The sequence below is a fragment of the Qipengyuania rhodophyticola genome (assembly GCF_042493225.1).
Lineage (GTDB): Bacteria > Pseudomonadota > Alphaproteobacteria > Sphingomonadales > Sphingomonadaceae > Erythrobacter.
This window is the reverse complement of the sequence record NZ_CP170454.1, coordinates 2,155,056-2,181,216: the sequence shown is the minus strand read 5'-3', so window position 1 is coordinate 2,181,216 and position 26,161 is coordinate 2,155,056. Positions and strand designations below refer to the sequence as shown.

23 protein-coding genes and 1 tRNA gene are annotated in these 26,161 nt (G+C 56.0%); 20 read left to right on the top strand and 4 right to left on the bottom strand.

The window, feature by feature from the left end; genetic code table 11:
• The first annotated feature begins 96 nt into the window (after nt 1-96).
• From ACFCXQ_RS10430 to ACFCXQ_RS10385, 10 genes are all read left to right on the top strand, one after another.
• On the top strand, nt 97-291 hold the full coding sequence (locus ACFCXQ_RS10430) for a helix-turn-helix transcriptional regulator (protein WP_379550343.1): 195 nt from the start codon (nt 97-99) through the stop codon (nt 289-291).
• Entirely contained in the window at nt 278-703 is a 426-nt protein-coding gene (locus ACFCXQ_RS10425) for a hypothetical protein (RefSeq protein WP_379550340.1), read from the top strand. Before ACFCXQ_RS10430 ends, ACFCXQ_RS10425 begins: the two co-directional genes overlap by 14 nt.
• Nucleotides 704-749: 46 nt before the next feature.
• A complete protein-coding gene (locus tag ACFCXQ_RS10420) occupies nt 750-1,706 on the top strand; it encodes a TraB/GumN family protein (RefSeq protein WP_379550338.1) in 957 nt (318 codons plus the stop codon).
• 27 nt (nt 1,707-1,733) lie between these two features.
• Entirely contained in the window at nt 1,734-2,621 is an 888-nt protein-coding gene (locus ACFCXQ_RS10415; RefSeq protein ID WP_379550336.1) for a TraB/GumN family protein, read from the top strand.
• A gap of 145 nt (nt 2,622-2,766) precedes the next feature.
• Nucleotides 2,767-3,450 carry a 50S ribosomal protein L25/general stress protein Ctc gene (locus tag ACFCXQ_RS10410; protein ID WP_379550334.1) on the top strand — a complete coding sequence of 228 codons (684 nt, stop codon included), beginning with the start codon at nt 2,767-2,769 and terminating at the stop codon, nt 3,448-3,450.
• A 95-nt stretch (nt 3,451-3,545) separates the two neighbouring features.
• Nucleotides 3,546-4,112 carry an aminoacyl-tRNA hydrolase gene (gene pth / locus ACFCXQ_RS10405; protein WP_379550332.1) on the top strand — a complete coding sequence of 189 codons (567 nt, stop codon included), beginning with the start codon at nt 3,546-3,548 and terminating at the stop codon, nt 4,110-4,112.
• Nucleotides 4,113-4,119: 7 nt separating this feature from the next.
• The gene (locus ACFCXQ_RS10400; RefSeq protein ID WP_379550330.1) at nt 4,120-4,752 is read left to right on the top strand and encodes a CPBP family intramembrane glutamic endopeptidase; all 633 of its coding nucleotides are present in this window, start codon (nt 4,120-4,122) and stop codon (nt 4,750-4,752) included.
• Between the two features lie 4 nt (nt 4,753-4,756).
• Nucleotides 4,757-5,749: an SDR family oxidoreductase gene (locus ACFCXQ_RS10395; RefSeq protein WP_379550328.1), complete on the top strand. Its 993-nt coding sequence runs from the start codon at nt 4,757-4,759 to the stop codon at nt 5,747-5,749.
• A gap of 78 nt (nt 5,750-5,827) precedes the next feature.
• Nucleotides 5,828-6,928: a redox-regulated ATPase YchF gene (gene ychF, locus ACFCXQ_RS10390; protein WP_379550326.1), complete on the top strand. Its 1,101-nt coding sequence runs from the start codon at nt 5,828-5,830 to the stop codon at nt 6,926-6,928.
• Nucleotides 6,929-6,941: 13 nt separating this feature from the next.
• On the top strand, nt 6,942-7,406 hold the full coding sequence (locus tag ACFCXQ_RS10385) for a MaoC family dehydratase (RefSeq protein WP_379554628.1): 465 nt from the start codon (nt 6,942-6,944) through the stop codon (nt 7,404-7,406).
• Between the two features lie 29 nt (nt 7,407-7,435).
• Here ACFCXQ_RS10385 and ACFCXQ_RS10380 read toward each other — a convergent pair whose 3' ends face one another.
• On the bottom strand, nt 7,436-8,230 hold the full coding sequence (locus ACFCXQ_RS10380) for a hypothetical protein (RefSeq protein ID WP_379550324.1): 795 nt from the start codon (nt 8,228-8,230) through the stop codon (nt 7,436-7,438).
• Nucleotides 8,231-8,239: 9 nt separating this feature from the next.
• Entirely contained in the window at nt 8,240-10,087 is a 1,848-nt protein-coding gene (mutL, locus tag ACFCXQ_RS10375; protein ID WP_379550322.1) for a DNA mismatch repair endonuclease MutL, read from the bottom strand.
• Nucleotides 10,088-10,284: 197 nt separating this feature from the next.
• On the opposite strand from mutL, the gene ACFCXQ_RS10370 reads away from it, so the two are divergent.
• The 9 genes from ACFCXQ_RS10370 (at nt 10,285) to ACFCXQ_RS10330 (ending at nt 19,167) form a co-directional block, all read left to right on the top strand.
• Nucleotides 10,285-11,328, top strand: a complete 1,044-nt coding sequence (locus tag ACFCXQ_RS10370; protein WP_379550320.1) for a rod shape-determining protein — start codon at nt 10,285-10,287, stop codon at nt 11,326-11,328.
• A gap of 18 nt (nt 11,329-11,346) precedes the next feature.
• Nucleotides 11,347-12,261, top strand: a complete 915-nt coding sequence (mreC, locus tag ACFCXQ_RS10365; RefSeq protein ID WP_379550318.1) for a rod shape-determining protein MreC — start codon at nt 11,347-11,349, stop codon at nt 12,259-12,261.
• Nucleotides 12,261-12,815 carry a rod shape-determining protein MreD gene (mreD, locus tag ACFCXQ_RS10360; protein ID WP_379550316.1) on the top strand — a complete coding sequence of 185 codons (555 nt, stop codon included), beginning with the start codon at nt 12,261-12,263 and terminating at the stop codon, nt 12,813-12,815. The genes mreC and mreD overlap by 1 nt, the downstream gene beginning before the upstream one ends.
• On the top strand, nt 12,812-14,890 hold the full coding sequence (gene mrdA / locus ACFCXQ_RS10355; protein ID WP_379550314.1) for a penicillin-binding protein 2: 2,079 nt from the start codon (nt 12,812-12,814) through the stop codon (nt 14,888-14,890). Before mreD ends, mrdA begins: the two co-directional genes overlap by 4 nt.
• A 38-nt stretch (nt 14,891-14,928) precedes the next feature.
• Nucleotides 14,929-16,002 (top strand): rod shape-determining protein RodA, encoded by a 1,074-nt coding sequence (rodA, locus tag ACFCXQ_RS10350; protein ID WP_379550312.1) that lies wholly within the window; start codon nt 14,929-14,931, stop codon nt 16,000-16,002.
• A gap of 144 nt (nt 16,003-16,146) precedes the next feature.
• Nucleotides 16,147-16,222: transfer RNA gene (locus tag ACFCXQ_RS10345), tRNA-Lys, on the top strand.
• A 239-nt stretch (nt 16,223-16,461) separates the two neighbouring features.
• Nucleotides 16,462-17,619, top strand: a complete 1,158-nt coding sequence (locus tag ACFCXQ_RS10340) for a CaiB/BaiF CoA transferase family protein (protein WP_379550310.1) — start codon at nt 16,462-16,464, stop codon at nt 17,617-17,619.
• A gap of 56 nt (nt 17,620-17,675) precedes the next feature.
• Nucleotides 17,676-18,200: a molybdenum cofactor guanylyltransferase gene (gene mobA, locus ACFCXQ_RS10335; RefSeq protein ID WP_379550308.1), complete on the top strand. Its 525-nt coding sequence runs from the start codon at nt 17,676-17,678 to the stop codon at nt 18,198-18,200.
• Between the two features lie 67 nt (nt 18,201-18,267).
• On the top strand, nt 18,268-19,167 hold the full coding sequence (locus ACFCXQ_RS10330; protein WP_379550306.1) for an SDR family oxidoreductase: 900 nt from the start codon (nt 18,268-18,270) through the stop codon (nt 19,165-19,167).
• Between the two features lie 64 nt (nt 19,168-19,231).
• On the opposite strand, the gene ACFCXQ_RS10325 is transcribed toward ACFCXQ_RS10330, so the two are convergent.
• Together ACFCXQ_RS10325 and ACFCXQ_RS10320 are read right to left on the bottom strand one after the other, a co-directional pair.
• Nucleotides 19,232-21,139, bottom strand: coding sequence for a putative bifunctional diguanylate cyclase/phosphodiesterase (locus tag ACFCXQ_RS10325; RefSeq protein WP_379550304.1), 1,908 nt, complete (start codon nt 21,137-21,139; stop codon nt 19,232-19,234).
• A 250-nt stretch (nt 21,140-21,389) separates the two neighbouring features.
• On the bottom strand, nt 21,390-24,596 hold the full coding sequence (locus ACFCXQ_RS10320; protein ID WP_379550302.1) for an autotransporter domain-containing protein: 3,207 nt from the start codon (nt 24,594-24,596) through the stop codon (nt 21,390-21,392).
• Between the two features lie 318 nt (nt 24,597-24,914).
• Between ACFCXQ_RS10320 and ribB the strand changes: the two genes are divergently transcribed.
• A complete protein-coding gene (gene ribB / locus ACFCXQ_RS10315; protein WP_379550300.1) occupies nt 24,915-26,159 on the top strand; it encodes a 3,4-dihydroxy-2-butanone-4-phosphate synthase in 1,245 nt (414 codons plus the stop codon).
• The last annotated feature ends 2 nt before the right edge of the window (nt 26,160-26,161 follow it).

Here is a 26,161-nt window from a genome sequence, read left to right as displayed (position 1 = left end):
TCGTGTTATCATTGCAGAATGTCAGGTAGTCTTGACTTGGTCAGTGAATCACGACATATAGTCAGCTATACCTGACACATGGACGTCACCTACCCAATGAACAACCGCCTCAAAGTCCTTCGCGCCGAGCGCAATTGGAGCCAAGCTGAACTTGGTGGCTACCTCGAAGTGTCGCGCCAAGCAGTCAATGCGATCGAAACCGGCAAGCACGACCCATCACTAGGCTTGGCTTTCAAGATCGCACGCCTTTTCGAGATGCCCGTCGAGGAGATATTCAATGACGAAGCATGACTTTTCTGAAAGCGGCGAAGCACGTCACAATCGCCGCCGCAACGCATTCTGGCGCTATCTTGCCCTAACCTTTTCCGCCTCAATATTGATCGGATTCCTTAGTGGCATGGCCAGCGGGATGTACGCCTCTGGCGATTTACCGTTGTGGGTACCTCTGCTTGCCGGAGCGTTAGCAATCGCGGGCATCACTTGGTTCAGTTTCGACTATTTCAAACGCATCGATGAACTCGACTTGATGGACAATCTTTGGGCGCACCTAGCCGGTATGTATGGTGGTATCATCACCATCGGGGGTTGGTATCTGCTTGCCGAGCTAGCGCTGATCAGATTTCCAACTGCGGCAGACACCATCATCGCACTGCTGGGTTTCACCTTCCTTTTCTACGGCATTCGCAAATTGGGTTTGCGATAGCCACCTTCACTCCCCACTTCTTATCCCGAAACGAAAGGCTCTCTCCATGACTATGTCCAAGAACTTCCTTACCACCTCGCTTTCAAGCGCGGCCTTGCTGATCTCGCTACAAGGCTGCACGTCGGCATATGAAAGCAATGAGGTAGCATCAACACAAACGAGCCCTGTGACTGAAGAGGCTCAAGCTGTTGCGGCACTTCCAAGCGGCCCGGCCATGTGGAAAGTCTCCGATGATGACACCACAATCTATCTATTTGGCACAGTGCATGCCCTACCGCCCGAGGTTGAGTGGATGTCGCCAGCTATTGAAAGTGCCTTGGACTCGTCCGACACGCTTGTGACCGAAATTGATGCCGCATCTATGTCGGCCCCTGAAACGCAGCAAATTGTTGGAGCCAAAGCGCTCGATACAACGGGCGTGACCTTGCGCTCTCAGTTGAGCGCAGAGCAGGTCACCACCTATGAAGCGGCGATGACCAGCGTTGGTGTTCCGGTAAATGCTTTTGACGGATTTAAACCTTGGTTCGCTGGAATGACCTTGTCAGTCTTGCCTCTGATGAAGGCTGGATATTCACCGGAAAGCGGCGTTGAAATGGTGATCGAAAGCCGAGCAGGCGAAGAAATGACCCGCGAGGCGCTTGAGACAGTGGAATTTCAGATCGGCGTGTTTGACGGCTTGCCGCGCGATTCTCAGGTTGAGTTTCTGATGGCGACAGCCGAAGCGGTTGATGAAATCCCTACGATGGTTGATGCGATGGTGACCGAATGGGTCGAGGGTGATGCCGATGGACTTGCAGCGATCATGAATGAAGGTCTGACCGATCCACAACTGGCCGAAGCGCTGCTCTACAGTCGCAACCGAAATTGGGCCGACTGGGTCGAAGCACGCATGGACACGCCGGGAACTGTGTTTATCGCGGTTGGCGCAGGTCACCTTGCGGGTGAAAACAGTCTGCAAGATTATCTGGCAGAGCGCGGAATTGTGTCGGACCGCATCCAGTAAGCGCGGCGTAAGCAACTCTCTCAATTGATGCGCTTAAGATCATTCCTTGCATCAGCTTTACTAGTGCTGGCGGGTTGCAGTGATGACCCGCCAGATCCTTTCATTGAGGAGGATGCTGGAGGGCCACCGATATGGGAGATAACTAGCGAAGCTGGCGAGGTAGAGGGCTGGCTGTTCGGCACGGTCCATGCCCTTCCCGCTGGCACAGCTTGGCGATCCGCAAAGCTCGAAGAGACATTGCAGAATGCTGAGCTTTTGGTGGTCGAGGTCGCGTCGCTAGAAGATCAAGCAGAGCTTTCGCGCATCTTCACTCGCTTAGCGCTTGATGAGGGTGGTTCATCTCCGCTTGCGGCACGGATCGATCCCGCGCTGAGAGTGATGTATCGCGAAGTGCTGATCAAGTCAGGCACCTCCGCTGACCAACTCGATCCTCTCGAGACTTGGGCGGCAGCGCTGACACTCGCGCAATTAGCGCAAACCGCTGAAACCGAAGCTGGCGTGGACAAAGCGCTATTGCGGCAATTTGGCGCACAAGACGTAACCGAACTTGAAGGCGCGCGTGCGCAGCTATCGATCTTCGATGGACTACCAGAAAGTGAGCAGCGCGACTTGCTGAATGCCGTTCTTAGAGATGCAAACAATCCTGACGACACTTTGAAGGAGCTTGTCGCAGCATGGCAAGCAGGCGACTTGGACCTTCTTTCAGATTTAGCAACTGCCGGCCTGCTAGAGGATCCCGAGCTTTACGAAGCGCTTCTCGCAAAGCGAAACCGTGACTGGGCAGCTCGCATAGAACCTCTGCTAGCACGGCAGGATCAGCCCTTTATCGCCGTCGGTGCTGCCCACATGCTTGGCGATGATGGTCTACCCACCCTGCTGCGCGAGCGCGGCTTCACCATTTCACGCATCCAATAGCCCCAAGCCATCCAGCCTCACCGGTGCATTTCGCTTGCGTTTTGCCGCGCGGCTGCTATCCGCGCGCCTTCCGGCGTTATGGTCATCCCTGGAGGCGTGACGACTGGAGAAAAGTTACACAACGCACACTTGAAAGGTAAGTGACATGAGCGACGCTCTCACTCTACCGGCTGAGACGCGCGAACGGGCAGGCAAGGGAGCCTCCCGTGCACTGCGTCGCGAAGGCCGGATCCCCGCCGTGATTTATGGCGGTAAGGAAGAACCAACAACAATCCACATCGAAGAGAAAGAACTGGTCCGCCAAATGGGCACTGGGCAGTTCATGAACTCAATTGTTGAGATTGAAGTCGGCAGCGACAGAGTTCGCACCCTGCCAAAAGACGTCGCTCTGCACCCTGTGACAGACCGCCCTACCCACGTCGATTTCCTGCGCCTCGCAAAGGGCGGCAAGATCGAAGTGTCGGTTCCGGTTGTCTTCATCAACGAAGAAGAGTCGCCTGGCCTTAAGAAAGGCGGCGTTCTCAACGTGGTCCGTCACGATCTTGAGCTGGTTTGCGAAAACGACAAGATCCCTGGTGAGATCCAAATCGATGTCACCGGCAAAGAAGTCGGCGACTCGCTGCACATCAGCGAAGTCACTCTGCCAGAAGGCAGCGAGAGCGCGATTACAGACCGCGACTTCACCATCGCAACACTCGTTGCTCCATCAGCGCTTAAGAAGAGCGAAGACGAAGCAGCTGCAGAAGATGGCGAAGAAGTCGAGGGCGAAGAAGGCGAAGCAACCGAAGATGGTGGCGACGCTTCTGGCGAAGAGGGCGGCGAAGGCTAAGCTCTTCCGCTTCTTCCACCCAAGTTACAAAGGCGCCGGGTCTCGTAAAGAGGCTCGGCGTTTTGTATTCTGAAGACAGTGCGTTAGGTGAACTCATGCAAATCTGGACCGGCCTCGGAAATCCTGGACAGCAATATGCCATGCACCGCCACAATGTCGGTTTTATGGTGTTGGATGTGATCGCAGACATTTATGGCTTCGGACCGGAGCAAAAGAAGTTCTCTGGATGGCTCCGAGAGGGGCGCATCGGCTCAGAGAAAATCATGCTGCTTAAGCCAGCCACTTTCATGAATGAAAGCGGGCGCAGCGTTGGCGAGGCTATGCGCTTTTACAAGTTGGAGATGGACGCGCTAACCGTGTTCCATGATGAGCTCGATCTTGCCCCCTTCAAAGTCAAGGTGAAGCAAGGCGGCGGTACTGCCGGTCACAATGGCCTGCGAAGCATCGATAAGCACCTAGGCAAGGAGTTTCGCCGTGTCAGGCTGGGCATTGGTCACCCTGGCCATAAAGATCGCGTCTCAGGCTATGTGCTGGGCAACTTCGCGAAGGCTGAGCAGGATGATTTGATTGCAATGCTTGGCGCAGTCGCAGCGGAAGCTGGCTGGCTTGCTGAAGGCAATGCCCCGCGCTTTATGAGCGAGATTGCCATGAGGATGGCATGAGGATGCAGTGAGCGATAAGAACGACAAACCAGACTTAACGACTAGGCAATTGCTCACCATAACAACGTTGCAAACGGTTGTTATGGTCGCGATCGGGGCGGGAATATGGCAGTTCTCACAGCGGCCATTGGGTCAGTTCGTGTCGCTCGATATCCCGCAAACCGCATATGGCGTGCTGCTCGGGGTAGTGCTCTCGGTAATCGGCTGGGCCTGCTTCACCAATATGCGCGACCTCACCGACAAACTCGTTCGGATGCAGGGAGACACCTATTTCTTCCTCAAGGAAAAGCTTTCACCCAATGCCATTATCTGGATATCGATTTGCGCCGGCGTCGGTGAAGAAGCACTATTTCGCGCAGGCTTACAAACGATCCTGACTGATTACCTCGGGCCAGTCGCTGCCATCGCCATCGCCTCGCTTCTCTTCACGCTAGTGCACATGGCCAAGCCGGTCATCTCGCTGATCCTGTTCGCCATAGGAACCTTGTTCGGGATCATCTATTGGTACACTGACAGCCTACTCATCGTGATCATCGGTCACGCCGTTTATGACATATTCGCGCTTAGCTACTTGCAAAAGCGTTTGCATGAACTGAAATTTTTCGACGAAGTTCCACCAAACGACCCTCACACGGAGTGATCTCATGCCCAACATTAATCGCCGCACATTGCTAGCCGGAGCAGCCGCTACTGGCGCCCTCGCCGCCACCGCTTCGATCGCTCAGGATGATGCAGTAAAAGCCGCCCCCAACCTTGAGGGAAAGTCGATACTGATCACGGGCTGCTCCACTGGGTTCGGCCGCCTGATGGCAGAAAATTTCGCCCGTAAAGGCGCCAAAGTTTTTGCGACGATGCGCAACCTTCCGAGGACAGAAGCCGATGAGCTGACCGAGCTTGCACGCACCGAAAAGCTCGACCTGACCGTTCTCGAAATCGACGTTTTGGACGATGCCCAAGTTACAGACGGCGTAGCTGAGGCCGAAAAACTTGCGGGTGGCGCGATCGACGTTTTGGTCAACAATGCTGGCATCTCTTTCGGCGGACCGGTCGAAATTCAGGATATGGAAGCGACTAAGCTGACGTTCGACACCAATGTCTTCGGTCCGCAGCGCTTGGCCCGCGCCGTACTCCCCGGCATGCGTGCAGCCAAATCAGGACAGATCTTCAATGTTTCGTCACAATTAGGCCGCGTGATCGCGCCGTCTTTTGGCCAATATTCGCCGACAAAATTTGCCCTCGAAGCGATGAGCGAGGCGATGGCCTATGAACTCGTGCCTCACGGGATCGACGTCACCATTATTCAGCCCGGCGGCTACCCCACCAATATCTGGCGCAATGCCAATGAAAACAGCCTTGCCTTGCTGGGCCGCGCAGAAGCAAAACACACTGACGGCTATCGCGCGCTGATCGCGCAACTTGGCCAGCGCACTGGCGGCGGCACGACTGATCCGATGGATGTGCCAAGCGCAATCGCTGAGATCATCGCCATGCCTGCGGGTACCCGCCCACTGCGCCGCGCTGTGCACCCCGGCGCGAAACCGCAGCTCGCGATCAATGATCTCTCAGCCAAGGTTCAGACCGAATGGCTAGGCGCATCGCCATTTGGCACCTGGATTAAAGCGGTTCACAACATTTGACCTAGCGGCGCCGCGAAGCTGGCGTTTGCCGTCCTTCGCCGCTAAGGCGCGGCTCAAACACACTATCCGGAGTTTTTGATGGGTTTCCGTTGCGGGATCGTGGGTCTGCCGAATGTCGGCAAGTCCACGCTATTTAATGCATTGACTGAGACGCAGGCCGCGCAGGCTGCGAATTATCCGTTCTGCACGATTGAGCCGAATGTCGGCCAAGTCGCGGTGCCTGACGCACGCCTCGACAAGATTGCGGCGATTGCCGAGAGCGCCAACGTTATCCCGACGCAATTGGCGTTTGTCGACATTGCAGGTCTCGTCAAAGGCGCCAGCCAGGGCGAAGGTCTGGGCAATCAATTCCTCGGCAACATCCGCGAGGTTGATGCGATTGTGCATGTGCTGCGCTGTTTTGAAGATGGCGATATTCAACATGTCTCCAACAAGGTCGACCCTATTGCCGATGCCGATGTGGTTGAAACCGAGCTGGCCTTGTCAGACATGGAAAGCCTCGAAAAGCGCGTTGAGAATGCCAAGCGCCGCGCGACCAGTGGCGATAAAGAGGCCAAGGCGCTTGCGAGCGTGCTGGGTCAAGCGCTCGAATTGCTCCAAGCGGGCAAGCCTGCCCGCCTGACTGAGCCCAAAGACGATGAAGAAGCACGGCTGTTTGAACAGGCTCAGCTGCTCACCGCCAAGCCAGTGCTGTATGTCTGCAATGTCGCAGAAGAAGATGCGGCAAATGGCAATGAACTGACCGCAAAAGTCTTCGCCAAAGCCGAAGCAGAGGGTGCCCAAGCGGTGGTGGTCTCGGCAGCCATTGAAGCGGAGCTGGTGACAATGCCGGTGGAAGATCGGGCTGAGTTTCTTGAGGAATTGGGCCTCGATGAAAGCGGCCTCTCCCGCGTGATCCGCGCGGGCTACACCCTACTCGGTTTGCAGACATTCTTCACTGCAGGCCCCAAGGAATCGCGGGCCTGGACCTTCCCCATGGGCGCGAAAGCCCCGCAGGCCGCTGGCGAGATCCACACAGATTTTGAGAAGGGCTTTATCCGCGCCGAGACCATCGCCTATGATGACTATATCGCGCTGAACGGCGAAAGCGGCGCCCGCGAAGCAGGCAAGCTGCGCCAAGAGGGCAAGGATTACGAAGTTCAAGATGGCGATGTGATGTTGTTTAAGTTCAATGTCTGACTTCACGCCCGACATGCTCCATTTTGAGGATATCGAAGTGGGCAAACGCATCGCTTACGGCAGTTATGAGGTAACGCGCGAGGAGGTGATCGAGTTTGCGTCCAAATACGACCCGCAAGCCTTTCATCTCGATGACGAGGCGGCGGCCAAGACTCATTTCGGGCGGCTTTCCGCCAGCGGATGGCATACCGCCGCGATGACCATGGCGATGATGGTCGAGAATATGAAGAATGTCCGCCAAGCTGGGCTTGGTTCGCCCGGAATTGATCAATTGCGCTGGAGAAAGCCAGTCTATCCCGGCGATACTCTGCGCGTTGAGAGCGAAGTCATCGAGAAACGCCGCAGCAAGTCACGCCGCGAGATGGGCATTTTCAAATCCAAGGCTGAGATCTTTAATCAGGATGAGGTGATTGTAATGGACTTCATTACCAATGGCCTGATCGCAGTGCGTTATCCCGACGCGCCAATTGAGGATTGAGTGTCCGGTATTGGGGGTGGAAGCAGACGTTATTGAGTACCTACATTAGGATGGCTAAACAGCATTCTGAATGCGTCGTGACGCGATGTCACCGTGAAAGTTCGCAGATCCTTATTTACCGCCAGATATGGGCGGCCCTCAGGGTTGTAAGAGCGCTCATAGTATCCTCCATCGGGACCGGGCTCATAAACCGAGCAGTAGATGCGACTGTCGTCTCTTGATGCGCGAAAGCCAACAAACGCAACTAATGTCGTATCATCAGACCATTCTTCCCAAGGAGTGGATGCTATTACTTCCATCCCGCCTTGATCATTGCATCGTGGATCGGCACCGGATTGCTTCGAGCCGAAGAAATGCAGGATGATCACCTCGGGCACATTGGTCATCCGATAATAGTAGTGGTAATCGATTGGACCGTCATGGGTGCGAACCGAGTACCGAGCAAACCCTTCAGGTGGGTCAAATGGGACATCACCGGCTATCTTAGCGCTGTGGCCTCCGACTTCCCATTCTCCTAAGACATGAGTCGAGACTTCGCCGCCTCCATCAGAAATGCTTTGAGCTACTGAAAGACCGCTGTCACTCCAAGATGGATTAGGTGGTCCGAGCCTTGACAGCTCTTTTTCAGTTTCTTCTTGATATTGCTTAATCTCTGGAATCAACTCTTCATACATGCTGGCCATGTCGTCGATTGGGAGATTTGCGGCGCATGTGCTGCCTAATAGGATTGCAATCAGTGACAACGTTTTCATGCCAGGTAGAATAACGACCACAATAGCGTCCGTAAATGGGTCGCAAGCAAGCAAACCGACCGCATTTGACACCAACGCCCCTCAATGCCGCCCAAACAGCTTCTCAACATCATCCATGCTGAGCTTCACCCACGTCGGACGGCCATGATTGCATTGCCCCGAGCGGGGCGTTCGCTCCATTTCGCGCAGCAGCGCATTCATCTCATCGACGCGAAGCACGCGCCCTGCCCGCACCGATCCGTGACAGGCCATTGTCGCGAGGACCAGCTCCAGCTTCTCGCTAAGCAGCAACCCGCCCTTCTCCGCGTCGTGGCCGTGCTTAACAATATCGTCGTCGATATCCTGGAGCAGTTTTGCAGGGTCAGCAGCCCCCAATGCATGCGGCATAGCGCGCACCAGCATGGCTGATGGACCAAAGCGTTCCATCTCAAGACCGAGCTGAGCCATTTCTGGCGCCGCCTGTTCGAGCCGGTCGCACGCCGTCTCTTCAAGCTCGACAACGTCAGGCATCAGTAGCGCCTGGCTCCGCGTTGTCGCCTCCCCCGCCCCAGCAGCCTTGAGCCGCTCCAAGACAAGCCGTTCATGCGCGGCGTGCTGATCGACTAGCACCAGCCCGTCTGCCGCCTCCGCTACGATATAGGTGTTTGCGACTTGTCCGCGCGCTATGCCCAGCGGATAGTCCTGCTGCGGAGTCTCAGACTCTGCCTCGACCGCCCTACCCTGCGGCGCATTTTGATCGGCTTGCGTTGGCGCCATAATATCTTGCTCAACACCGCGCCACCGCGCGCCTGCTTCGCTGACCCGGGATGTTGGAGCGGACCAATCGCGATTTTCAAAGATCGAGCGCAACGCGGGTGCAGGCTCTTCCCGCACTGGCTCCGCCTGCCACCGCCCCATCGCCGCAGCATCGGGCGATTGGGCAGAACGCTGATCGCCCGTCGAGAGCGCTTGCCGCAGACCAGAGACCAAAAACCCGCGCACTCTTGCAGCATCGCGAAAGCGAACCTCGGTTTTCGCCGGGTGGACATTCACGTCCACCTCCTCCGGCGGCAGGGTCAGGAACAGCGCGAGCACAGCATGCCGATCCCGCGCGAGCATATCGGAATAGGCGCCGCGTACCGCGCCGGTAAGCAGTCGGTCTTTCACAGGACGTCCATTCACAAACAGATATTGGTGATCCGCAACGCCGCGATTGTATGTCGGCAGGCCAGCGATACCGCTAAGACGCATGGTGCCGCTCTCAAGCTCACGCTCGATATCAACGGCAACGCCATTATCCTTGAGTTCGCGCGCAACGATTTGCGCAACACGGTCAGCCAAAGGTTGATCGCCCTGCAGTGCGAGAACGCGGCGGTCCCCATGATCAAGCGTTATCGCAATGTCAGGCCGCGCCATCGCAAGTCGCCGCACAACATCCATCGCCGCACCATATTCGCTGCGGGCTGTGCGCAGGAATTTACGGCGTGCCGGGATTTGCGCAAATACTTGCTCAACGCGGATGCGCGTGCCCGGTGGCAGAGCCGCTGGCCCCTCTTCGACCAAAGCTCCATGGTCGATCACACGGCGCCAGCCCTGCTCAGCGCCAGTCGGGCGGCTTTCCAAGGTGAAGCGAGAAACGCTGGCGATTGAGGGCAATGCCTCCCCGCGAAAGCCCAGCGTTGCGACTTCTTCAATTGCGTCATCGGGCAATTTCGACGTTGCATGCCGTTCGAGCGCCAAAGCCATCTCATCTGGACTCATTCCGCAACCATCATCGGTGACTTCGAGCGAGGTTAGCCCGCCATCAACCAGCTTGATCGCAATGCGCGTGGAGCCAGCGTCAATAGCGTTTTCAACCAGCTCCTTGAGCGCGGCGGCAGGGCGTTCGACAACCTCGCCCGCGGCGATCCGGTTGATCAAGCTATCAGGGAGGCGGCGAATTGTGGGCATAGCAATGTACGCAAGCTAGCGATGAGCAGCCCACAAGACGAGACTGGGGGCGGAAATTTCCCCATGGAAATGTGGTTTATTTTTGGCTTTTGTCCGCGCCATTGGCTAAGGCTCAGGTTCTTCAAGCGATGCGGTCAAAGACTCGTCACCAATTTGACGATGAGAGCCCGCATATAAAGACGGAAAACGACGTTAGAATGGGCTTCTGGAGCAATCTCTTCAAATTCGGTTCGCCGAATATGGCAATCGATCTGGGTACAGCGAACACGCTGGTCTATGTGCAGGATCAGGGCATCGTTTTGGACGAGCCATCAGTGGTCGCGATTGAAACGATCAACGGTGTAAAGCGGGTAAAGGCGGTCGGCGACGACGCCAAGATGATGATGGGCAAGACCCCTGACAGCATCGAGGCAATCCGTCCTCTGCGCGACGGGGTTATCGCAGACATCGAAATCGCCGAAGAAATGATCAAGCATTTCATCCGGAAGGTTCAGGGTCGCAAGAGCATGTTGAGTTACCCCGAAATCACCATTTGTGTGCCCTCGGGATCAACTTCGGTTGAAAAGCGCGCGATCCGCGATGCGGCCAGCAATGCCGGCGCGAAAGAAGTGTATCTGATCCTCGAGCCTATGGCAGCGGCGATTGGCGCGGACATGCCCGTGACAGAGCCGGTTGGTTCAATGGTCGTCGACATTGGCGGCGGCACTACTGAGGTCGCAGTGCTCTCACTGCGCGGACTTGCATACACCACATCAGTGCGCACCGGCGGCGATAAGATGGACGAGGCGATCGTCTCTTACGTGAGGCGACACCACAATCTACTGATCGGCGACTCCACGGCTGAACGGATCAAGAAGGACTATGGCATCGCAGTTGTGCCTGAAGATGGCGTTGGCGAGGCAATCACCATTAAAGGCCGCGATCTAGTCAATGGTGTGCCGAAAGAAATTACGATAAATCAGGCTCATATTGCCGAGGCTTTGTCAGAGCCGATTGGTGCGATCATTGAAGGCGTTCGGATTGCGTTGGAAAATACAGCGCCAGAGCTAGCCGCAGACATCGTGGATCAGGGGATCGTGCTGACCGGTGGCGGCGCGCTTATTCAGGGTCTTGATGATTATCTTCGCGAAGAAACAGGACTGCCAGTGACGATAGCGGAAGACCCGCTTTCTTGTGTGGCACTAGGTACAGGGCGCGCCATGGAGGATGAGATTTATCGCGGCGTCCTGATGACCGCTTAGTCGGTGTAGGGGGCTCGGATGGCTCCACCCAACAAACGCGCGTCCCCTTACTCGCGCAAAGTCCAGTACAATCTGTTCACCGGCTATTTTCTGGCGGGTATGGGCGCGCTTATTGGGGCGGTTCTGATTGCCATATCGCTTTGGCAACCATCCTTCTTTTCTGGTGTACGGGGCGCAGCTCAGGATGCAGTCGCACCTGCGACTGAAACGGTCGCCTCTGCCAGAACAGAGAGCAAAGGGCTTTTCGAGACCGTTCGTGGATATCTGGACGCAGGCGCGCAAAACGCCGAACTCAGGCGTGAGGTCGAGTTAGCGCGCATTAGACTGAAAGAGACTGCGGCCATCGAGCAGGAGAACGCGCGGCTAAAATCACTGCTCGACTTACGCACAGAAGATCCTTCTCCAGTCGCAACCGTCCGTATGATCGGGTCCAGCGCATCAAGCACGCGCCGCTTCGGCTATATCGCGGCGGGCCGTTCAGACGGCGTCGCCGTGGGCATGCCGGTGCGTTCTGATAAGGGCATTGTCGGCCGCATCCTTGAAGTCTCCTCAAACACTGCGCGCGTGCTGCTTCTGACGGACAGCGAAAGCGTTTTGCCCGTGAGAAAAGCCGGTAGCAGCGTCGCCGCCTTTGCGCAGGGCCGCGGCGACGGGATTGTGCGTGTTCGTCTTATCAATCTGGGCATCAATCCGCTTGAGCCGGGCGATGTGATGGTGACCAGCGGATCAGGTGGATATTATCAGCCGGGCATCGCAGTGGCGATCGTCACTGAAGTGACGGATGATGGCGCGCTGGCCCGCGTTGTGAGCGACCCGGCGGCGACCGACTACATCTCTGTGATGCCGATTTTCGAGCCCTTAGCGCTGTCGAGCGCACAAACGCCAGTGGAGCAGCCATTATCCGATCAGGACGAGGCGCCGGGCTCGCAATAATGGAAGCACTTAACCCCCGCTCGCGCAAAGACGCTTACGGCAATCGGATAAACCGGCGTCACTCTACTTTGCTCGCCGTTTGCGTGCCGTGGATCACGATATTGCTGGGATCTCTCCTACCGCAATTTTTCCTGACCAGCGCTCTGCCACTCATCCCCCCACTTGGCTTCATCATGCTCATAGCATGGCGGCTCGTGCGCCCGGGATTAATGCCAATCTGGGCTGGCTTTCCGCTGGGCGCATTTGACGATTTGTTCAGCGGGCAGCCCTTTGGCAGCGCGATCCTGCTGTGGTCACTGGCTCTCATCGCAATTGAAGTGATGGATCAACGCCTGCCATGGCGAAACTTCCCGCAGGATTGGTTCAGCGCCAGTATCACATTTAGCGTTTATGCAGCTGGCGGATTTCTCATCTCAGGTGCGCTAATAACGCTCCCTGCATTCATTGGTTTGGGGCCGCAATTGCTGCTGTCAATTCTGCTATTTCCAGTCGCTGCGCGCATCGTTGCTTGGCTCGACCGGCTGCGGCTAACCCGTTGGCGCGCGGTATCATGAAAAAGGGTTCGTCCAAGAAAGAGTTCACCAGCGCCTCCAAACTTGAAGAAGCATTTTCAAGGCGTAGCTTCGTTATCAGTGCCGGTATGGGCGGCCTGGGCACAATCTTGGCCGCGCGCATGGGCTACATCGCGATCGCTGAAAACGAGCGGTATACGCTGGAATCTGAGAGCAATCGAGTCAATCTCTCGCTCATTCCGCCGCGCCGAGGCTGGTTGCTTGATCGCAATGGCGCGCCATTGGCGTCCAATCGTGCTGACTTTCGCGTTGATGTCATCCCAGACCGCATGAACGACCCGGAAGGCACTATTGCCAAATTGGGCGAGATACTTGGTCTCAATGAGGCAGCCATCGCAGACATCAGCGAGCGCGTGACGGATTCGCCAAGCTTTCAACCCATCGAAGTCGCAACGGGCCTCGAGTTTGAGAAGTTCGCGGCAATCAGCGTGCGCCTGCCAGATATGCAAGGTGTTATCCCTCAGCGCGGCTACTCTCGCTACTATCCGACAGGGGCCTCTGTCGGGCATTTGATTGGGTATGTCGGCCCAGCCAATGCAGAAGAATACGAAAAAGAGCCTGATCCGCTCTTGGTCACGCCAGGCTACAAGATCGGCAAAGACGGTCTTGAGAAGCAATTCGAGCAGGAGCTGCGCGGCAAGCCTGGCGCGCGCCGAGTAGAAGTCACTGCGTCCGGCCGGATTGTCCAAGAACTCGACACGCGCGACGACACACCCGGCGAACCTGTGCGCCTGACAATTGACGGTCCGCTACAGGATTATGCAGCGCGCCGAATTGGCCTGGAAAGCGGGTCAGTGGTCGTGATGGATTGCGAGACAGGCGATTTGCTTTGCATGGCATCCATGCCCAGCTTCGATCCTAACAGCTTTTCCGCCGGAATTGGCCGCATCGAATATGCCATGCTCCGTGATGATGAGCGAGTGCCTCTGCGTAACAAAGTTCTGAAAGGGCTTTACCCGCCCGGCTCTACTGTGAAGCCGATGCACTGCCTCGCTTTTCTGGAGGCCGGGATCAAGCCGGAGGAAACCATCGTTTGCGGCGGCGGCCGGAGGATTGGTAACCGCTTCTTCAATTGCCACAGCAATCACGGCGTGGTTGATATGAAGAAGGCCATTGCCCAAAGCTGCGACAGCTATTTCTATCATTTCGCGCAGCAAATTGGCTTTGATAAGGTCGCAGAAATGGCCACAAAGCTGGGGCTTGGCCAAGAATACCCATTGCCAGTCACCAGCCAATTCTACGGCACCGTTCCCACTCCCGCATGGAAGGAGCAAAAGTTCGATCGCGCTTGGCAGGCATTTGACACCGTTAACGCTTCGATCGGGCAAGGCTACTATCTGACTAGCCCGCTGCAACTGGCCGTCTCGACGGCTCGCTTGGCTAGCGGCAAAGAGATCAACCCGCGCCTAATCCTTGAGGGCTCCACGCCGGAGCCCGCCAGCTATAATTTCAAGCCGGAAGACATCGATTATATTCGCGACTCAATGCGCGAGGTCGTCAACGGAGCCGGCACCGCTCGGCGCGCCCGCCTGCCCCTGCCTGATGTCGAAATAGCCGGCAAAACAGGCACCGCGCAGGTCGTATCCTTGTCTGTTTCGAATGGCCGGACCGGCCCTTGGAAATGGCGGGATCACGGGCTTTTCACGTTCTTCGCACCGACCGACAAGCCGCGTTATGCAGGCGTAGTGGTGGTCGAGCATGGGGGAGGATCGGGCTCCGCATACCCCATCGCGCGCGATGTCATGACCTTTATGTTCGATCCAGAAAAAGGTCTGGAAAAGCTGGCTGCGCTTGAAAAGAGCTGGGGCGGCAATGCGCGTGAAAGACTCGCTCGTCGCTATGCCGCCTTCGCAGAAGCCGCAGGCGAGACGGTTGAACCTGCCCCAACCCGCAGCGAAGACATCTTTGCCACAGTTGAGGCAGAGGCCCGGCTAGCAGCGCGCCAAAGCGAAACAATCGCGAATGACGTTATCCGTCCCCGCGCAGACCCCGCAGCCTCCGGTAGCACGCCACCAGAGGCCGCATCTCTAGAGACTGGCGGCGATCCGACCGGATGAGCGTCATTCCAGCCCCCATAGCGTCCCAACCATGGCGCATGCTCATTCCGCTCATTGTGCTGGTTGGATTTGGCGCGCTTATTCTGTTTTCCGCCGCTGGGGGCAGCTGGTCCCCATATGCCTCATCACATCTCGTGCGCTTCAGCGTCTTTCTGGTCATGGCCTTTGTGCTGTCGCGCTTCTCAAAAAAGATTGTCTCGTTTTTCGCATTCCCCGGCTACTTAGCGGTGCTTGCCCTTTTGTTGCTGGTCGAGATCATGGGACAAATTCAAGGAGGCAGTCAACGTTGGCTCAACCTTGGCTTCATGCAATTGCAGCCCTCTGAACTGATGAAGCCTGCCGTGGTACTGGCTCTTGCCAAATTCTACAGCGGTCTGCCTGTGGGGATGATCCCGACCTGGCGCTCGCTTGTTCCTGCTGGCGTGTTAATCGCGGCACCTATGGCCCTTGTTCTGATGCAGCCAGACCTCGGCACCTCGCTCGCGATAGCATTCGGCGGCGGTATCGTGATGTTCTTGGCAGGCCTGCCCCTGCGCTGGTTCGTGATGGCTGGCTCAGGCGTTGCGGTGATGGTCCCGCTCGCCTTCTTCTTCGCACTGCAACCGTATCAGCAGCGCCGTGTGACCACCTTCCTAGACCCGGAATCCGATCCACTGGGCGCCGGATATCACATCACTCAGTCAAAAATTGCGATTGGCTCGGGCGGTTTGACCGGGAAAGGGTTCAACGAGGGCTCGCAGAGCCATCTGCAATACCTGCCAGAGCCGCACACTGACTTTGTCTTTGCGACAATGGCCGAAGAATGGGGTTTTATTGGCGGGATCGTGATCCTAGGAATTTTCGCCATCATCCTCAATTGGGGCCTCCAGGTCGCGCGGCGCTCGCATGACCGCTTTGCCAAGCTGCTGGCTGCTGGCATGACCGCGACAATATTCTTCTACGTAGCGATCAATCTAATGATGGTGATGGGACTTGCGCCTGTTGTTGGTATCCCCTTACCCTTTGTCAGCCATGGCGGTTCATCAATGATGACTAACATGATCTGCATTGGCGCCCTTATGATGGTCAACCGGTGGAACCAGGACGCGCCTCAGCGGGGTTTGCGCGGCTGACTATCGGCCGAGCTTTCCCTAATCTCCAAAAACGCCGCCAAAATAATACAACGCTTTGCTCTTCCCATCTGCGCGGCGGGCACTATATCACGCGCTTCATTTGCGGCGAATCGACGCGAGTGCTCAGCGCCTTTGGCGCTGTTTGGACGCATAGCTCAGTTGGTAGAGCAGCTGACTCTTAATCAGCGGGTCCTAGGTTCGAACCCTAGTGCGTCCACCATATATTTCAGCTATATTTCTCGGACTATCAAACTCTTGGCGCTGGCCAGCAGCCCGTGAGCAAGCATCGCTGTGCTTTAATCAAAGCGATAGCGCCCAATTGATGCGGCACAGAGGGGCTAAGAGTGATCCGTTGCATTTGCAGGTAGTGTCGCGCCAGTTTAGCGCTAAACCTGGGGTGATTGCCCCTTCGCGGGTATCGGCCGATTGGACGGGCAGTTTTGAGGTGGGAACGTGACGATGATGAACGCAGCGCCAATGTTGGAAGGCATCAAAGTAGTCGATCTGACCAGCGTTGTATTTGGGCCTTACACCACGCAAGTCCTATCAGATTTTGGCGCTGATGTGATCAAGGTTGAGCCCGCATCAGGCGATGCCTATCGCTATTCGGGCAAACCGGCAAAATCCAAGGCAATGAGCCCAGGACACATCGCGCTTAACCGGGGCAAGAAGTCTGTCACCTTGGATTTGAAAGATAAGGCAGATCACGGGGTAATGCTAAACATGCTAGCGGACGCCGACATCTTCATTCACAATGTCCGAGAGGAAGCAATTAAGCGCCTGGGCCTCGATTACGCGTCGATCATCACAGTCAATCCAGACATCATATATATGCATTGCGTCGGCTTTGGCAGTGACGGCCCCTACGCTGGTCTCCAAGCCTATGACGATGTCATTCAAGCCGCGACGGGCACCACGTCCCTGCTCAGCCGCGTCGACGGGGATGACCGGCCACGGTTCTTGCCCTCTCTCATCGCAGACAAAGTCGCAGGCATGAATGGGGCTTACGCGGCGCTTGCTGCGGTCATTCACAAGCTGCGAACTGGGCGCGGGCAATTCGTTGAAGTTCCCATGTTTGAAGCTTTTGCAAACTTCATGCTGAAGGAGCATTTAGCTGGAAAGACGTTTGTTCCACCGAACGGAACAGCTTGCTATGACCGGCAGGTCGACCCGTTGCGCCAGCCCTTCCCGACCAAAGACGGACACATCGTAATTGTGCCTTACACCCTCGACTCTTGGGGCATAATTTTTGATGCGATAGGCATGCCAGAATTCATGGCCGATGAGCGATTTGCGACACCTGCCGGTCTGATCAAGAACCAAGGCGCGCTTTACGAAGGGTTGGCGGCTCAAACACCCCTTAAGACAAATGATGAGTGGCTAGCGATTATGCGCCACGTCAACATCCCATGCATGGCCGTGCGCGATATTGAGGATATTCTTGAAGATCCGCACCTTCTCGAGACGGGTTTTCTTAACAAACGAGAGCACCCGACCGAGGGCACTTACTTTGAACTTCGAGAAGCGAGCAGTTTTTCTGATTGGGAGGCAGGCCAATCCGACCATGCGCCTCTTGTCGGCGAACACAATGCCGAAATCAGAGGCAAGTACGCTTAGAATAAATAGCTTCTGGCCATGCAAACGGAATGCTGACGCGTAGGAGCAAGAGGCATATGAAAATATTGGGCGCTATCCTTGCGGGCGGTCGGGCACATCGGTTTGGCAGCGACAAGGCCCATGCGCTATACGAGGGAAAGCGCCTGATAGACCGCGTCGATGCAGCTTTGTCTGCGCAATGTGACGCAGTAGTAGTCTGCGGTAGGGAAGAGCCAGGCTCCGTTTGCATACCCGACAGCCCGGCGGCTGATCTTGGACCATTGGGCGGGCTTTACGCAGCGCTTGCATTCGCCAGCAATAACGCATTCACACATGTATTGAGCGCGCCTTGCGACGTGCCATTCCTACCCGACGATCTCGCAAAGCAATTACGCTGCGACGGCGCTGCTATTGTTGAAAACCACCCCGTTGTCGGGTTGTGGCCAGTCGATTCAAGCGAACACTTGGCGCAGTTTCTGAGCGATGACGGCCGTGCACTTTATGGCTTTGCAGACGCGGTCAAGGCTCACAAAATTACCGTCCACCCTCCGCTTCTGAATATCAACTACCCCGACGACTTACCGCCAGAAACTCATGGCTAAACCCTTGAAGCGTGGTTAGCCTGTCCCAGAAAAGCCAATCCATCACAAAAACAGATGAGGAAACCCAATGGACGTCTCAAAACTTATGTTTCGTGAAGGCCTTATGGACGGTGAACGCATCCTAGTAACTGGTGGCGGGACAGGCTTGGGCCGCGAAATGGCGGAAGGCTTTTTGAAGCTCGGCGCGACGGTCTATATTTGCGGTCGCCGCCAGAACAAACTTGATGAAACTGCCCGAGAATTGATGGACGCGCACGGCGGCAAGATGGTCGCCCATGCCTGCGACATTCGCGATGCCGATGCAATCCACACCATGATCGACGCAATCTGGGCGGATGGAGGGGCTCTCACCGGGGTTGTGAACAATGCCGCTGGAAACTTCGTAAGCCGCACAGAAGATTTGTCTGTGAACGCCTTCAACGCGATTTCCGACATCGTCTTTCGGGGAACCTTCTATGTCACCTTGGACATCGGAAAGCGCCTGATCGCGGAAGGCAAGAAAGCCAGTTTCCTATCAATCCTTACGACCTGGGTCTGGTCCGGCAGCGCATTTGTGGTGCCAAGCGCCATGTCGAAAACCGCGATCAATGCAATGACGCAGAGCCTTGCAGCCGAGTGGGGCCGCTATGGACTGCGCTTCAATGCCATTGCGCCGGGCCTGTTCCCGACCAAGGGAATGAGCGCGCGCCTCTCACCGGGCGGACAGGGAGACAATTCAAACTCTGATCTCAACCCAATGGGACGCGCGGGCAAGATGCACGAGATTGCTAACTTAGCCGTCTTCCTGATGGGACCCGGCGCGGAATATGTAAACGGGCAAACCATCGCGATTGATGGTGCTGGATATCAAGCGAATGGCGGTACATTCTACTCGAAGTTCCAAGCGTTGGGCGATGAAGAGTGGGATGGACTACGCGCTATGATCAAAGGTACAAATGCCAAAGACAAAGCAGATCGCTCGACTTAATGAAGGTTGATATGCGGCGAGAAAGACGGAATTCCTAGCAGTTAAAACGCGGCTGCAGGCAATTTCAATCGGTGGGCAAACTTAGGCGATCATCCTTGCTCTTCCAGCGAAACAGTTCAGCCTCTGACACCGGCTTGCCAGTGAGATAGCCTTGCACCACATCGGCGCCGGAGCGCTTGGCCATCAACAAGCCGATTTCGTCTTCGACACCTTCCAAAACACATTGGACACCCAGTGTCTTCGCCATCCCTACCAAAGATCTTAGGACTTTCTCAGTCATGGGGTCGCCAAGATCTTTAAGGAAGGAGCGATCAATCTTGAGCTTGTCGATCGGCAGCGAACGCAGATAGCCAAAATTCGAATAGCCAGTACCGAAATCGTCAATCGCTACTGAGCAGCCCAGCTCTGACAAGCGTACCATATGGTCTGCCGCTCGCTGGTGGTCAGTCAGCATGGCTGTCTCTGTCACTTCAAATTCAAGCAACTCTGTGGGAACTTTAGCGCTCTCTAGGATCGCAATGATGGCATCCATCGTCTGCGTCGATGCAAGGTCATTTCCGGAGAGGTTGATCGCCAGCGGTACTGCGGCGTCTCTTTCTTTCAGCGCCTCTATCGCTTTCGTCAGCACGGTAATCGAGATGTCCGCGATCAGCCCGCATTCCTCGGCCACTTTGATAAAGCGGTCGGGACTGACCATGCCCAACACGGGGCTGTTCCACCGTGCCAGAACTTCAGCGCGAACCATTTGCTGCGTATTCACGTCTACCTGAGGCTGAAATACCAGCTCGATTTCCTGTTCAAGATGAGCTGTGCGCAAAGCATGTTCGACCCGGTGCCGCTCTGCCTCCGCCTCAGCATGCTCAGCGCCAAACATGACAACGCGGTTTTTGCCCATCTTCTTGGCATGTAGCAGTGCAAAATCGGCCTTGCGGATAGGCGTATTGTCATGTTCGGCCTCAGACACGCGGTAGCATCCAATCGAGCCTGAGATATTGATCAAGCGACCGTCAATAACATAGACCTTAGAGATACACTCAAGCAGATCTTCGCACCATTCTTCAGGGCCAAGATCGACGGCAGCACCTTCGAACACCACACTAAATTCATCGCCGCCCATTCGGCTGACATGCGCACGTCCTGCGCAGAATATGCGTAGTCGCTCGGCGACCGATTTGAGCAATTCGTCACCTGCCAAATGACCGAACGTGTCATTGATCGTCTTAAAACCATCGAGGTCAAGCAAGGCGAGCCACAAATCGCCATGTTGAGCGCGGTCGGCACGCGCATGCTTTAAAGCACCGTAGAAACCGCGCCGATTTGAGAGGCCAGTGAGGCTGTCGGAGAGCGAACGCTTGCGCAGTGTCTCGCCAAGCGTCTTCTCACCCTCAAGGTTCTCTTCGGCATCTGCGCGTGCCGCATCTGCTCGAATCCGCGCATCAATCGCCTTTTCGATAACCTTGCGCAGCAAATGCGCGATCGTCAGCCCGCTCATCGCCGCTGCAAAACCGACGAAACCAAAGGTTATTTGCGACTCATCACCGACTTTATGGAGCTGCGATGCGAGAGCGGCAAAGGCGACAAGTATGGAAACCGTGGCCTGGCGCAGGCTGATTGCAGTGAGTGCAAATATCATCACTGCCATAATGAAATAAGACAGCTTTGTTTCGCTAAACTCGGCGCTGAGCGCAACCACCACATTGACGATCATGATGGTATTCGCAAGCAGAGTGAGCAATTCAAGCTCTTGCACCGAGCGCCGATCCATCAAGCGGAAATAGAAGCTACCGAGAACCGCCACTGCAACACCAGATGCACCGACAAGTGCCGTCATGTTTTCTGGCTCCACAAACCAGAAATGGCTGATAAGCATCACGGCATAATAGGCCATGGCAAGGCCAAAGTAGCCGCGCAGGATCGGTTGGTAGGCTAACGCCAAACCACTCTGAATTCCTGACTTACTCATCTCTAACATTTATGAGTTCCCAATGCGCTCGCGCGCGCGGAATTAATACGATCCGCTCTTATGAACTTGGCCGATGTCACTCAGTCACTTACAAGAGGTTAATCCTTGAAAAAATTTAACATTTACGCCGGTTGTAGGCCGCCATCTCCACGCAGTGGTGGATACTCAATTTCTTAACCATACTCAGCTGGAACGCGCGCAAAAAAGGGGCCGCCGACAAACGCCAACGGCCCCAATTTTATTGCCTTAGAGGTGTGCTTTAGAAGCGCACACTCACATTAGCAGTTGCACGGTCTGTCTGCAGGTCAGAGCGGCCCATGTCCGCCTCAACCGCAATGCCGAACGATACCTGACCCTTGGTCAGCTCAAGGCCGCCCTTAAGCTCGGTATAGTTTTGGTCGCCCAGCGCCAGTGGAAGAGCGATCGGAAGATCACGCGCCGCAGCAAAACGGACGGTCAGACCATTGTCAGAGCCATCAAGCATCTGGACGTAATCAGCCGAAAGGGCCGGTGTGAATGTCCAACCATTGCCAACCGATGTGCTGCCCGCAAAGCGTGCACCAAACTTGGCTTCAAGACGGCTGATGTTCAGCTCATCAATTGCCAAAGCAGCGTCACCGCCACGCTCTTCAATGCCGGAGAAGGCATCACGCGTGTAGCCGACCTGTACCCGCGGGGTCAGCATCATGCCGTCCATTACGTCCAGATTAACGCCAGCTTCCGCAACCGCCTGAGCACGGGTTACGTCCTGAACGCCGTACAGTGTGGTTGCAAAGCTACCACGCTGCGTATCAGTTTCGGTCTGCTCGAAGTTACCAGCAAAGCCAAGATACGCACCAGAACCAAGCTGGTAAGCGCCGTAAGCCGCAACATGCGTCATCTGCATATCAGCTTGATCGAAGCCGAAATTGCTCAGACCATCAGCATAACCCATCGCAACACCCATGGTGAAGTTAGATGAGACAGCGTGCTCAACGCCCATGCCGAAGTAGCTGCTACGACCGCCATCAGTCAGATTGACCGTACCGACGCCGCTAGAGGCGAGCGAGCCGCCGCTAACATAGCCGGTGAAGCCTTCTGGCAGTGCGAGCACACGGGTTTCGCTCTGACCAAGACCGGAAAGACCAGCAGCAAACGCTTGCTGCTGAGTTCCGCCGGCGCTTGCGATGAACGTCGATGGTGCACCAACAACCTGAACAGACTGATCAGATGCAGTACCCATCAGCGACAGACGATCCGTCACCGCGCCGAAAAGCGCCTGGCTTTGCTGCTCACGCAGCTGCATGCCGAAGGTGTTGGTGTTTGGCGCAAGCCCCGAAAGCGTCTGCGACAGTGTCAGCGGATCCATCAGATCGATTTGCCCGTACAAATTGTAGAGCGAATCATAGTGCGTTGCCCGCAGCGTATCGAGAGCACCGGCGAAAGCCGAAACTGTCGGGCTGCTACCAAAGCCGAGGAAGCCGAACAATGAGCCTGCTTCAAGACCGACAATCACTTCAGTATCGGTATACGTTACATTGGCATTCAGTACGCCGAGCGATGCAACAACATTGCCGAATTCGCCTTCTACCGATGCTGCTGAAGCAACCACGAACTCATCTCCCGCCCGGATACTTGGCCCGAAGAAAGAGAACGTACGTGCCAGCGAAAGCGTACCGCCCGTGCTGCCCTCTTCCGAGAGCGACAGAGTGCCGGTCACATCAAGGAGGTCAGAGCCGGAGGCGGCCAGATCAATCGCAAGATTAGAAGCAGATGACAGAATGACATCGCCATCAACAGTCAGCGTGCCGGTGCTAAAGAAACCGCTCGGCGCGACAGTCGCTCCAAGAGCCGTCAAGAACGGTGTACGGAAAGTACCTGTTCCCTCAACTACGCCGCTGAGGATGAATGCCTCACGCGCCGCAAGCTCGCCATTGATCTCGATCTGACCGCGGAATTGGTTGTAATCACCAAGGCTTGTCAGTGACGCGCCTTCCGCAATCCGGAACTTACCGCCATCGAGCGAGAGTTTGTCAATCTCAATATCAGCGCCCGACAGGTTGGTAATACCGCCAGCCAGTGTCACATCGAAATAACGTGGGCGCTGCCCAATGCTTGGATCGCCTACGATATTGTTTGGCACAAAGTTCTCTGAGCCAGGTCCGCCTTCGATCTGAACTGCCGGTCCCGCAGAACCAACAATCGCGTCTTGGACGGTGTCAACGCAATCTGCCAAGAAGCAAACGTCACCAAACTTCGCGCCTTCGCCAGTTAGGTTGCCACCAAGCGCATCGGGCAGGCCATTGATCAGCTCGCCGTTGACGTCGATGTAGTAGTTGGGATCAAGCGCTTGGACCCAGTGGCCTGGATCTGTCCACTCACCAAAACGCCCCTCATTCGTCGCGTAAACATAAGGGTTGTTCGCAACGATCACGTCCCAATAGGCATGAAGCGGCTGGTAGAAGGATTGCGTGCCGTATGCATCAAAGTCCTGTGCGCCAAAGAAGCGCGAACCACCTGACAGAACACCGATGACTACATCAATGTCGTATTTCTCATCGACGATGAGTGGACCACCAGAGTCGCCGCCTGCAGTGGTGCCTTCATTCGGCAAAGGAACGTCGTTCTCACCAAAGATCCCAAAGTCAAAGAACCCGTTCGCAGGGTCAAATGCCTCAACTCCAGCCGGGTCATTGAACGCGGTGAAATAGAGGTTCTGCTCTGGTGCCCCGGAAGGATCACCGAACAAGAATGCGTTCCGGTCAGCGAGTGAGCTGAGCGACGAAACGAAGTTCTCGGCAATACGCCGACGGAAATCAATGCCCTGGTTGCCAGAAGCGTTGGTACCATTGCCGCCATAGCCTGTGATGGTCACATGCTCTTGGCCGGTGAGCGGCGTCAGCAACAGCGCCCACGTCGGAATATCAAACGCAGGCGTATCAAGCGTCGCAATCGCAACGTCAGCTTCAAGGAAGCCGGTCGGGATTGAGCGCTCATCGTACCAAAGATGCTCAACGTTGTAGAGTGCCTGATCTTGTTGCGTCACAAAACCAGCACCGATCCAAGCGCGAGCAGCATCAAGAGTGTCGTCTTGGAAGCCAAATGCGAGACCCAAGCCACCGCTGTTTGATCCATAAGCTTCTTGCGGTGCGCCATTGACACAGTGCGCCGCAAACAAAACCATGCGCGGATTGATCAGCGAGCCGGTGCAGAGCCCGAAGCCGCCAGTTGGGCTTTGAGCAAACATCTGGCCGATGCCGTTAATGCCAAAGTCGAGCGAACCTTCCGGTGCAGGCACGTTCGGGTCAATATCATCACGCGTGATGATCCCGGGCGATTCAATGGCACCATAAAAAGGTGCCTCAGTGGCCCCTGTTGGCCCAGCGATTGGCGGCGCATCTTGCGCCATTGCCGGCGCTGCTAGCGAAACCGCAGCTACCGATGTGGCAGCCATAAGGCCGCGGCGAATTCCCACAAGTTTTGACATAGATCCCCTTTCGATCGTTACAATCGGCACCCGACGAGCGAGAGACTCGGGGGCCCCTGAGCACGGAGATTAACGCCAGCTTACCAAAGCGCTAGGGTAATTTTAACCAATTCACCAATTCATCACTCTTCTTCCCATTTTGAGACAACGCAATCCCATTTTGGGACAAATAGTGAAGAGAATGCGGCCGCCGCCTCATTTCTACTGCAGTTGCGAAGTAAACGCTGACAAGCGCCCCGCCACCACACGCCCTACTAGCGCACATCAAAATCACATACCAGCTCTTTACATCACATCACAATGTGATACACGACGTTTATGAGCACATTACAAAAAGTTCGCGAGCTGGTTTCCGATGGCCAAATGACCAAAGCTGGTTTGGCCCGCGCTGCTGGGCTTCATGCCAACACTCTGCGCGATTGCGACGAGGATAGTTGGAACCCTACTGCTGATACACTTGGCAAGTTGGAGCGCTTCCTAGAGGCGAATGATGACCGCCCCGCTCTCGTTCCAATCGAGGAGATCATTAACGAAGCCCGCAACGGCCGCATGTATATCCTGGTGGATGATGAGGACAGGGAGAATGAGGGTGATCTGATTATCCCGGCCCAGATGGTCACACCCGATGCCATCAACTTCATGGCAACGCATGGCCGCGGTCTGATCTGCCTCTCACTTGACCGCGAGCGGATCGACACTCTCGGCCTCCAGCCCATGACACGCGATAATCGCGAGAGCATGCAGACCGCCTTCACCATTTCAATTGAGGCGAAAGAAGGCGTGACCACCGGCATCAGCGCCGCTGACCGGGCGCGCACTGTGTCAGTCGCGATTGATGCCACCAAAGGGCCCGCCGATATCGTCACGCCGGGCCATGTCTTCCCGCTGACCGCCCGCGATGGCGGCGTGCTGGTCCGCGCGGGCCATACAGAAGCCGCCGTTGATATCTCGCGCCTCGCTGGCCTTAACCCCTCGGGCGTGATTTGTGAGATCATGAATGAGGATGGCACCATGGCGCGGCTCGATGACCTCATCAGCTTTGCCCGCAAGCATGACCTCAAGATCGGCACAATCCGTGATTTGATCGAGTATCGCATGCGGAATGACCATCTGGTCGAACGCGTTGAAGAGCGTTCATTCGAATCCGATTACGGCGGCCAATGGCGCCTCATCACCTACAAAAACAAGGTCGATGGCAGCGAGAGCTATGTGCTGCAAAAAGGGCATGTGGTGCCCGGCGAAGCTACCCTCACCCGCGTTCACCCAATCTCGATATTCGACGATCTGCTTGGCCAGCCCGGCCCGCGCAAACGCACTTTGCAGCGCGCCATGCAAGTAGTGGGCGAGCATGGCTCGGGCGTGATCGTCCTGATCACCGGGCGCCCCGCCGCGCCTGAAAACTACAGCGATGAGGATGAGCTGCGCAATGTCGGTATCGGCTCGCAAATCCTCGCGGACCTCGGCGTCGAAGACATGATCCTGCTCAGCAATTCTCAGCCGCAATTGGTGGCGATTGGCGGATATGGCCTCAATATCGTCGACCACAAGCCAATTCCCGCTTAGGG